This is a genomic window from Streptomyces sp. NPDC026301, assembly GCF_055567935.1.
The window spans coordinates 394,873-403,985 of sequence record NZ_JBVHPN010000007.1 but is presented as its reverse complement, the minus strand read 5'-3'; the positions used below and the strand labels follow the sequence as shown (position 1 = coordinate 403,985).

Annotated in this window: 7 protein-coding genes; 3 read left to right on the top strand and 4 right to left on the bottom strand. The window is 70.6% G+C overall.

The annotated features are described in order from the left end of the window. Nucleotides 1-442: 442 nt before the first annotated feature. Together ACZ4MH_RS15305 and ACZ4MH_RS15300 are read left to right on the top strand one after the other, a co-directional pair. Nucleotides 443-916 carry a hypothetical protein gene (locus ACZ4MH_RS15305; RefSeq protein ID WP_351587312.1) on the top strand — a complete coding sequence of 158 codons (474 nt, stop codon included), beginning with the start codon at nt 443-445 and terminating at the stop codon, nt 914-916. Between the two features lie 41 nt (nt 917-957). Beyond that, nucleotides 958-3,624 carry a DEAD/DEAH box helicase gene (locus ACZ4MH_RS15300; protein WP_351587314.1) on the top strand — a complete coding sequence of 889 codons (2,667 nt, stop codon included), beginning with the start codon at nt 958-960 and terminating at the stop codon, nt 3,622-3,624. 12 nt (nt 3,625-3,636) lie between these two features. On the opposite strand, the gene ACZ4MH_RS15295 is transcribed toward ACZ4MH_RS15300, so the two are convergent. Further along, nucleotides 3,637-4,218, bottom strand: coding sequence for a hypothetical protein (locus ACZ4MH_RS15295; RefSeq protein ID WP_351587316.1), 582 nt, complete (start codon nt 4,216-4,218; stop codon nt 3,637-3,639). A 509-nt stretch (nt 4,219-4,727) separates the two neighbouring features. Between ACZ4MH_RS15295 and tpg the strand changes: the two genes are divergently transcribed. Next, the gene (gene tpg / locus ACZ4MH_RS15290) at nt 4,728-5,351 is read left to right on the top strand and encodes a telomere-protecting terminal protein Tpg (RefSeq protein WP_351587318.1); all 624 of its coding nucleotides are present in this window, start codon (nt 4,728-4,730) and stop codon (nt 5,349-5,351) included. A 32-nt stretch (nt 5,352-5,383) separates the two neighbouring features. Here tpg and ACZ4MH_RS15285 read toward each other — a convergent pair whose 3' ends face one another. The 3 genes from ACZ4MH_RS15285 to ACZ4MH_RS15275 are packed head-to-tail and all read right to left on the bottom strand — an operon-like array spanning nt 5,384 to nt 9,084. Then, complete coding sequence (locus tag ACZ4MH_RS15285) at nt 5,384-6,496, bottom strand: hypothetical protein (protein ID WP_351587320.1); 1,113 nt, start codon at nt 6,494-6,496, stop codon at nt 5,384-5,386. 21 nt (nt 6,497-6,517) lie between these two features. Next, nucleotides 6,518-7,261, bottom strand: a complete 744-nt coding sequence (locus tag ACZ4MH_RS15280) for an ATP-binding protein (RefSeq protein ID WP_351587322.1) — start codon at nt 7,259-7,261, stop codon at nt 6,518-6,520. Then, nucleotides 7,261-9,084, bottom strand: a complete 1,824-nt coding sequence (locus tag ACZ4MH_RS15275; protein ID WP_351587324.1) for a transposase family protein — start codon at nt 9,082-9,084, stop codon at nt 7,261-7,263. Before ACZ4MH_RS15275 ends, ACZ4MH_RS15280 begins: the two co-directional genes overlap by 1 nt. Nucleotides 9,085-9,113 lie beyond the last annotated feature (29 nt).

Below are 9,113 nucleotides of genomic sequence, written 5' to 3'. Positions count from 1 at the left end.
TCTCGTTGCAGCCCTCGAGCTGCTGGAAGTCCTCCATGGCGCACAACCTCGGCGCTGCGCGCCGAGGTTGACGCTCCGTCCGCTGCGCTCCCGGAGTCGAGGAACTTTCCCCCGCTACCCTGGGCTTTCGTTTCACTCCAGCCCAGGGTCGGCGGGTCCGCTGCGCTCCCCCGCCTCAACGGTCCTTCCGGCTGCGCCTCCAGAACCGTGGGGCCCGCTGGCGCGGGCCGAGCTGGCTACGAGGATGGGGGTCGCTCGATCGGGTCGGGTTTCAGTGTAGCGGCTGCATCAAACTGATGCAGCACGTAGCGTTGGCAAAAACGTGGGGCACCCCCGTCCCGAGCTGTGGCGGGCCGCTGCTCACAAAAAGAAAGAGAAGATCATGTGGAGTGCTCAGGACGTAGCGCGAGATCGGGTCAGGCGCCACGCAGACGGCCTCAATATGGCCGCTGTTTCCGAGAAGGACGAGGAGGCCGCTGTCCGCGAGCGTGAGACGGCGGAGCAGGTGGGGCGGGACGGGCCCGCCTCCGAGTTCGCGGAGGAGCCGGAACGGCTGGCTGCCATTTGGTCGGCCCAGCACGCGGAGTGGCAGCGCGTCAGGGCCTTGATGTCTTCGCTCAATTGGGACGAATATGAGCCGGAGCAGGATGCCCAGGGCTCGTCATGGGCTCGGGAGCGCCAGGAGCGGCGGGAGGGTGCTCTTGCGGCCCGGGCTGCTTTCGAGGCGCGGCGGCGGGAGGAAGCGGATGAGCTGCGCGCAGAACTGTGGCTGTCCGCGGCGCCCAGCCGTCTCATCAGGGCGGCAGCAGATCGGGCCGGCCTTCGGCCCGCCCAGGTTCTGGCGCAGCTGGCCGAGCGGGTGGTGGTGGGTGAGGACGGTAAGGTTTCCGTCCCGCCGTTCATGCCGTCCCGGTAATTCCCGAAACAGTCACTAAAAGAGGTAGGGAAAGCTTCAGAATGCCAGCTATTCAGCTTCGGGAACACCAGGTAGACCAGAAGGTGGCTTTCCGTAAGTGGGTTGGATTCCCTGCAAGGACACCTGTCCCCCCTCGGGGGGCGCGAGGCACGATCGTGTCAGCGACTGGATCCGGGAAGACGATCACCGCCGCCGCGTGCGCGCTGGAGTGCTTCCCGGGCGGCCGGATCCTCGTCACTGTCCCGACTCTGGACCTGCTGGCGCAGACTGCCCAGGCGTGGCGTCTGGTGGGCCACCGGGCGTCGATGGTCGCGGTGTGCTCGCTGGAGAACGACCCGGTACTGGAGGAGCTGGGGGTGCGCACCACCACCAACCCGATCCAGCTCGCCCTGTGGGCCGCGAACGGGCCGGTCATCGTGCTCGCCACGTACGCCTCCCTGGTGGACCGCGAGGACCCGGACGATCCGTCGGGCCAGCGGAAGGTTCGCGGGCCGCTGGAGGCCGCTCTGGCAGGCGGGGAGCGCCTGTACGGGCAGCGGATGGACGGCTTCGACCTCGCGATCGTGGACGAAGCGCACGGAACCGCAGGTGATCTTGGACGGCCGTGGGCGGCGATCCACGACAACCAGCGGATCCCGGCGGACTTCCGGCTCTACCTCACCGCCACGCCCCGCATCCTGGCCTCGCCCCGGCCGCAGAAGGGCACGGACGGCCAGGAGCTGGAGATCGCCAGCATGGCCGACGCCCCGGACGGAACCTACGGCGCGTGGCTGGCCGAACTCGGGCTCTCAGAGGCCATCGAGCGCGGCATCCTCGCCGGGTTCGAGATCGACGTCCTGGAGATCCGCGACCCCTCACCGGCCCTCGGACTGTCCGAGGAGGCGCTGCGGGGCCGGCGCCTCGCGCTCCTGCAGACGGCGCTGCTGGAGCACGCGGCAAGGTGGAACCTACGCACCGTCATGACCTTCCACCAGAAGGTCGAGGAGGCGGCGGCCTTCGCGGAGAAGCTGCCGGAGACGGCAACGGAGCTGTACGTCAACGAGACGTCCGACGACGACCTGGCGCAGGCGGAGGAGCTGCCGGCGTCGTCGATCGACGCGGAGTTCTACGAGCTGGAAGCCGGCCGCCACGTCCCCCCGGACCGGGTGTGGTCGGCATGGCTGTGCGGCGACCACCTCGTCACCGAGCGGCGGGAGGTGCTGCGGCAATTCGCCAATGGGATCGACGCAGCCGGCCGCCGGGTGCACCGCGCCTTCCTCGCGAGCGTTCGCGTCCTCGGGGAAGGCGTCGACATCACCGGCGAGCGCGGAGTGGAAGCGATCTGCTTCGCCGACACCCGCGGCTCGCAGGTCGAGATCGTCCAGAACATCGGCCGCGCGCTCCGGCTCAACAAGGACGGCTCCACCAAGGTCGCCAGGATCATCGTGCCCGTCTTCCTGGAGCCCGGCGAGGACCCAACCGACATGGTCGCCAGCGCCAGCTTTCGACCTCTTGTAGCGGTGCTCCAGGGCCTCCGCTCCCACTCGGAACGCCTCGTAGAGCAGTTGGCCTCCCGCGCCCTCACCAGCGGACAGCGCAAGGTCCACGTCCGGCGCGACGACGACGGCCGGATCATCGGCGCCGACGACGAGGACCAGGAGCAGGACGGCACCCAGGCCGCCGCGGAGTCGGCGCTGCTGCACTTCTCCAGCCCACGCCACGCGGCGACCATCGCGGCGTTCCTGCGCACCCGGGTCTACCGTCCGGAGTCCCTGGTGTGGCTGGAGGGCTACCAAGCCCTCCTCCGCTGGCGAGCCGAGAACGAGATCACCGGCCTGTACGCGGTGCCGTACGACACCGAGACGACGGTGGGCGTCACGAAGGACTTCCCTCTCGGGCGGTGGGTGCACCAGCAGCGCAAGGCGCTGCGGGCCGGAGAGCTGGAGGACCGGCGCAAGACCCTGCTGGACGCGCCGGAAGCCGGAATGGTGTGGGAGCCGGGCGAAGAAGCCTGGGAGAACAAGCTCGCCGCGCTCCGGTCCTACCGGCGGGCCACCGGACACCTCGCACCGCGACAGGACGCCGTCTGGGGCGAGGACGAGACCATGGTGCCCATCGGACAGCACATGGCCAACCTCCGGCGCAAGGGCGGCCTCGGCAAGGACCCGGAGCGGGCTCGCGTGCGGGCGCGGCAGCTGGCCGCGGTCGACCCCGACTGGAACTGGCCCTGGCCGCTGGACTGGCAACGCCACTACCGCGTCCTCGCCGACCTCGTCGACGCCGACGGAGCCGGCGTACTTGCCGAAATCCAGCCCGGAGTGACGTTCGAGGGCGACGACCTGGGCAAATGGCTGCAGCGGCAGAAACAGCCAGGCACCTGGGCGCAGCTGTCCACCGAGCAGCAAGAACGGCTGACCAAACTGGGCATCAAGCCACTGGAGGAGCCGGCGCCCGCCCCGACGGCCGAGCGAGCGACGAAAGGCCTGAGCAAGGCGCAGCAGGCGTTCCAGCGCGGTCTGGCAGCCCTCAGGCAGTGGGTGGAACGGGAAGGCGCGGACCGACCGGTGCCGCGCAGCCACAGCGAAGAGATCGCAATCGACGGCGAGGCAGAGCCGGTGGCAGTGAAGCTGGGGGTGTGGGTCTCGAACACCAAGTCAAGGCGCGACAAGCTCACCCAGGACCAACGCGACGCGCTCGCCGCGCTCGGCCTGAAATGGGCGAGGGCGTAGAAGCCACTCGGGCTACTGTGCGTCGATGCAGGGCCCTTGGGCGCGGAAGCGCGCGCGGGTTTCCGGCCAGGGCGTCGCGCTGTCGTGGCCGGAGCAGCCGACGCCTCCGCAAAGAGGTCGTGAGTCGCGCGTCGGCCTGCCGTTGATCAGCGCCACCCGCCCGTACGCGTCGTAGCGCTCGCGGCTGTCCTCGCCGTCCACAAGATCATTGGCGAGCTCCTGCTTGGTGGAACGCACGAGATCCGCGATCGGAACACCCCACCTGCTGCGGATCATGGCTACGAGCTGTGCCTTGGAGTGGTCGCGCATCAGAGCGTTTCTCCGCTGGAGCAGCTCGTTGGCGAGCTCGGCTTCGGCTGCGGGAATCGGCGTGATCGAGCCACGGATGTACTCGGGGTCCTCGTACGCGTCGAAGATCATGATGCAGGCCGCGTGCGGCGCGAAGACGACGATCGCATCTGGATTCTCAGCCTGTGCCTCGGCGGTGGCACGTACCCAGTTGAGGGCTTCGTGGTAGCTGGAGTGTGTGCCCTGCTCGTGTGCGGTGCGCTGGAGTTCGCGGGCGCGCTGCTGCTCGGTAGTGCGTTTGGTCATGGACGGGTCCTCTCGGCACCGGGTCCTCACCCCCACACGGCAACCCGGCTCGATGGATCCTCAAGTTGTTCGTCAAGCGGTCCGTTGATCCCGGAAGACCTTCCACCATTGTTCCGGGCAGTGTGGGTGTCCGGGTGCGGTGTGGGCGTCGGCGAAGCCCAGGGCGTCAGCCCTGCGGGCAGGATACCGGCTCGGCCGTCGGCTCTTCCCTTCGTCGGCGACGGCGAAGGCGGTGGTGTTCTCCGTGTACGGGTCGTTCGGCTCATGTGCGTGCCGGACGGCGTCGCGGACAAGGCGCAGCCGAAGGACTGCGCCAGTTCTCCATCCGGCGAAGTGCTCCCGCCTCGCCCTTTTGGGACTCGATACCAGGAGGACAACACCGGGATGCCGGCGACGTCCGTCGTGAACCGCGCCGCCAGCTTGTCGCCGATGCTCGCCCAAGGGCTCGTAGCTTGCGTCAGCCAGCACTGTCCCGAGAATGCAGGAACTGGCCAGCAGGAGCGGGCGGTATGGCAGAACTGACGCGACGGACTGCAGGTGCCGACCCTGTCGGCTGGCCGCTTCGAGAGGCGGACGTGGGACAGATCAAGCAGGGTTTGGAGCGCGCGTTGCGCACCCGGTCTGTTCCCTCAAGCACCGAGGCCCGCCTGCGTTTTCTGCTGGCAGCGCATCGGGGTTCCACCCAGAGGGTGGCCACCGTGCTGGGGGTGTCGCAGCGCACCGTGCAGCGGTGGGTGACGAAGAAGCCAGGAGCACGTCGTCCGCCGGGTCCGATGCAGGTCCGGGCGATCGAGGAAGCGGTCCTGGCTCGGTGGCAGCCCCGGATACGAGCCCGTCGGCGTGCCCAGGCCGAGGCGGAAGGCTTCGTCTTCCACACCAGGGTGCGATTCGGATTCGCCGCGCCAGCAGGGTCTTCGGATGATCCGCGGGTGCGGTGGATCACCCAGGACCTTCCGGGAGAGGTCGCCCGGGAGCTGTTCGCCGCCTGGGATGCCGGCGCGGGCGAGCAACAGCAAACGGTGATCCTGGCCCGCGCGCTGGGACACGCCTACTTTCACGAATGGGGCCGCCGGGCCCACGGTCTGCACATCGCTTTCAGCGACGTCGAGTTCGCCGACTTCTCGATCGGCTGAGGCTGACTCTTCGAGCGACCGCGTCAGGGGGTTCAGCGTCGCGAGGTCCTGACGCGGCTGGCCGGCGTCGCTTCGTACCTCTCGGCTTCCTGCCGCTCGCGCCAGTCCCACTCCACACGGCCGACCGAGCCTTGGCGGCGGGCTGCGGGCGGCTGTGGCGAGCGCAGCCTGGCCGTCTCCGCCACGCGCAGCAGGTGCCCACGGTCACCTGGCGCGGCGAGCAGTTCCTGCTCCTCGCTGGATACCAGCCGGGTGAAGCAGGCCGCAGCCCGCAGGAAGACGCCCGCCCAGGGCGGTACGGGGTAGGCGGCGCAGCCGTCGGTGTAGCGGGCGCGGTCGTGCAGGGCGAGCGTGGCCGCGGCGTCGTCGTAGTCGCGGGGGCGTGCGGTGGCGAGTTGCTGGAGGGAGGCGCCGGTGATCAGTGCGGCGGCGACGGCCGCGGCGAGGTGGGGATGTGCGGTCGCCGCGTGCAGCCGGTGGGCGACCTGCTGGGCGATGTGCGCGGTGAGCGGCACGGGCGGTGGGCGGTGCCGCCAGACGATCGGGGGCGGCGTGCACGGGGCGGTGCAGGGGTGGGGGCTGTCGTAGGAGACGAGGCGGTCCAGTGCGGGCAGGGTGAGCCAGCGGTCTGCCGGCCCGGCGTGTTCGTCTGCCGGCGGGGGTTCGGTGATAGGCGTGCCGTAGTAGTGGCGGCGGGCTGCCTCGAAGTCGGCGGTGAGGGCGTAGTCGGCCGTCCGCAGGGCCTGGTGCAGAGCGGCGGGAAGGTGAGGGCGGTGGCAGACCAAGGTCAGGTGGATACCGGTGAGGGCATGTAGCTGTAGCAGGCGCATCGTGCGGCGGGCGGTGAGGCGGTGGGCGCGCAGGACGGTTAGCCGGGTGATGGGAAGGGCGGTCATCCAGGCGGCAGCGGCTTCCCAGGCGGGCTGACGGCCGCCGGGAAAGCGGCCCGGGAGTAGGGGCGGTTTACCCAGGGCGACGAGAAGGTCGTGGGCGAGGCCGGTTTCGCTGGTGGTGCCCGGGCCGGGGTGCAGGGTGATCCGGCCGGACGACGGATGGTGGGCAGCCAGGGCGGTGTGCGTGTGGATCGCGTCGTCGCCGGGGTCGATGACCACGGCGACGGGCGGCGGTGGCGCGGCGAGGGGCATGGCGGTGTGGTGGTGTGGTGGTCAGGCGAGGCGGCTGAAGGCCCAGCGCAGCAGTTCTTGGTCGACGCGGGGGCGGCCGGTGCGTGCCAGGGCGGTGCGGGTGTGGGCGGTCAGCTGGGCCCAGGCGCGGAAGTTGCCGTGTGCGGCGTGCTGGTCGGCGAACGTGATGTCGTCGGGGTCAGCGTCGGCCCAGACCGGATGGAACAGGGGGATGGCCTCCAGGACCTCACCGGGCGTGAGGCGGGAGAAGTGCTGCCAGATGAAGATGCGGGAGGACAGCATCGGTTCACGGCGCAGCACGGTGTGGCAGCCCTCCCCGCCGACGAAGATGATCGCGAGCTGAGTGGCGGGTTCGTCCCACAGGTAGCGGAAGTATTCGAAGGCCTCCCCGTTGAGCCACTGGGCCTCGTCCACGAGGAACGTACGGGGGCGCTCGGCCAGGGCCATCTTCAGCAGACGGTCGAACTCGCTGGGATGACGCGGTGGTTCACCGGCCAGATCGAGCGCGGTGAACAGCTCGTAGCGCACCGCGCGGGCCGTGGGACGGGCACGGAAGGTGACCCGTCGGACGTCCTCTACGGGTTCGAGTTCGTGCAGGCACGTGTTGACCGCGAGAGTCTTGCCGAAGCCCGCGCCGCCGTGGATGCACATCATGGCGCGCGCGGCGACGGTGTCGGCAATGTTCTCCTGTGCGGTGAGCAGGGCCCGGGTGATGACGACGGCCGCGTCGGGGAGGTCGACGTACTGGTAGGTGGCCGTGGTCATCAGGCGTCTCCTGCGGGGTGGGTGCCGGGCTCCGGCAGAGTGTCCGCTGGCAGGTCGGCTGGAGCGGGGACGGGGGGAGGTGACGCGGTGCCGGCAGCGAGGGCGGGCGGGGTGCGCCAGTGCGCTGGAGGCGGGGCGGGCGGGATCAGGTCGGGCAGTGCCAGCCGTGCGACGTCGGTGTAGTCGGCGGCGGCGAGTTCACGGTCGGCCTGGGCGGCCGTGATGGCTCCCAGCCGCTGGGCGGGCTCCGCGCTGGTGGTGGGGGCGAATCGCTGGCGGCGCAGGCGTTCGGCGGCCTTCGCGTCGGCGCGCAGGCGCCGGGCGCGCTCCGCACGTGCCTCGCGCAGCGCCTGCAGTTGCTCGGGGGTGGCCGCGTCCGCGAGGTGCGCCGGGCCGAGGTGGCGGCCTCGGGCGTCGCAAACCTCGATCTCGTGGTCGTGGTGCGGCATGTAGCGCACGCGGACCTGGCGGCCGGCCTGGCCGGTCATCCACGCGGCGGTGTAGGTGCGGCCGCGCCAGCTCACGCCGTGGCTGGTCAGCTTTCGGGGCCGCCCGTCGTCCTCGAGGGTGAAGGCCCACAGGTCGGCGGCGGGGATGTCGGTGACAGGGGTCGGATCGGCCTGCCACGCCTCCAGTGGCGTAAGGCCCGACAGAGCTTTCGGGCGATGCGCGGTGTTCCACCAGTTCGTCCACGCCAGGACCTCCGTGGTGAAGTCCTGGAACGACAGGGCGGACACCGCCCCTGCGGTACGTCCGCGCCGGTCTGAGCGGGGCCCGGTGGGCCCGGCGGTGTAGCCGGGCAGGGCGGCGAACAGCATCCGGTCCGCAGCCCGGTTGAGGTTCTCCACCGTTCCTTTCAGATGCGGGCTGTAGGCGGGCAGGTCCTTGACCGTCACGCCCATCGCGCCGAGCGCGGTGGTGACGGCGGCCGACAGGAAGTCCTTGCCCCGGTCCACCCTCACCAGCTCCGGCACTCCCCCGGCCGGGCCGTAGGGCTCATCCCGCACTACTGCGGCGCGCAAGGCGGCCAGTACCGACGCGCGGGAGGGATGGCCCGGGGTGACAGCGGTGCCGGTGATGACCTTGGTGGCGGTGTCGATGAACCAGGTGATCCACGGGCGCACCAGGTCGCCGTCGGCGTCGACCAGCACCGGGGCCTGGACGTGGTCGGTCTCCCAGGCGTAGTTGCGCCATGACGCCGGCCGCTTGCCAAACACGTCATGGGCGCGTGCTGTCGCCGGTCCGATGGCGAGACCGGCGCGCTCCCCCGCCGTCAGGTCACGGCGCAGCGCGCGCAGGAACGTCGACAGGGACGGGACCGGATCCAGCAGCGGCACCTGCGACAGGGCTGCCCCACCCGGAACAGCCACGATGTCCGGCGGGACGGGCGCGGCAGTGCCGGACGTTTGCGCGCGTACGCCTCCGGCCTCGGCTGCGGCGCGCTCCATGAGCTGGCGGTGGACTGCGGAGGCGTTGCCGTGCCAGTACGCCAGCAGCACCCGGATCTCCGCGGTGATCTCGAACCGGCCGGTGTGGCGGGCTCCGGGGTGCGCAGCCGCCGCCGGGCTCTGGGATGCCTCGGCCAGCCATCGCCACACCGTGCGCTCCGATGCTCCCAGGCACTCCCCCGCCAGCCGCACGTGCTGCCGCGTAAGACCGCCCCGGGCCCTCAGCGCCAGCAGGCGACGCACTGCGGGCGCCCGCAGTGCAACCAGCGACTGCTTTCCGAGCACACCGGCCGGATTCCCCGGCAGTGGCAGCCACTGCCCTCCCGCGTCAACGTCGTGGCCGCCGTTGGTGTCCTGCGGTCTGCTGTCTGTCATCGCGCTGTTTCCCTCCTCGCCGAACGGGG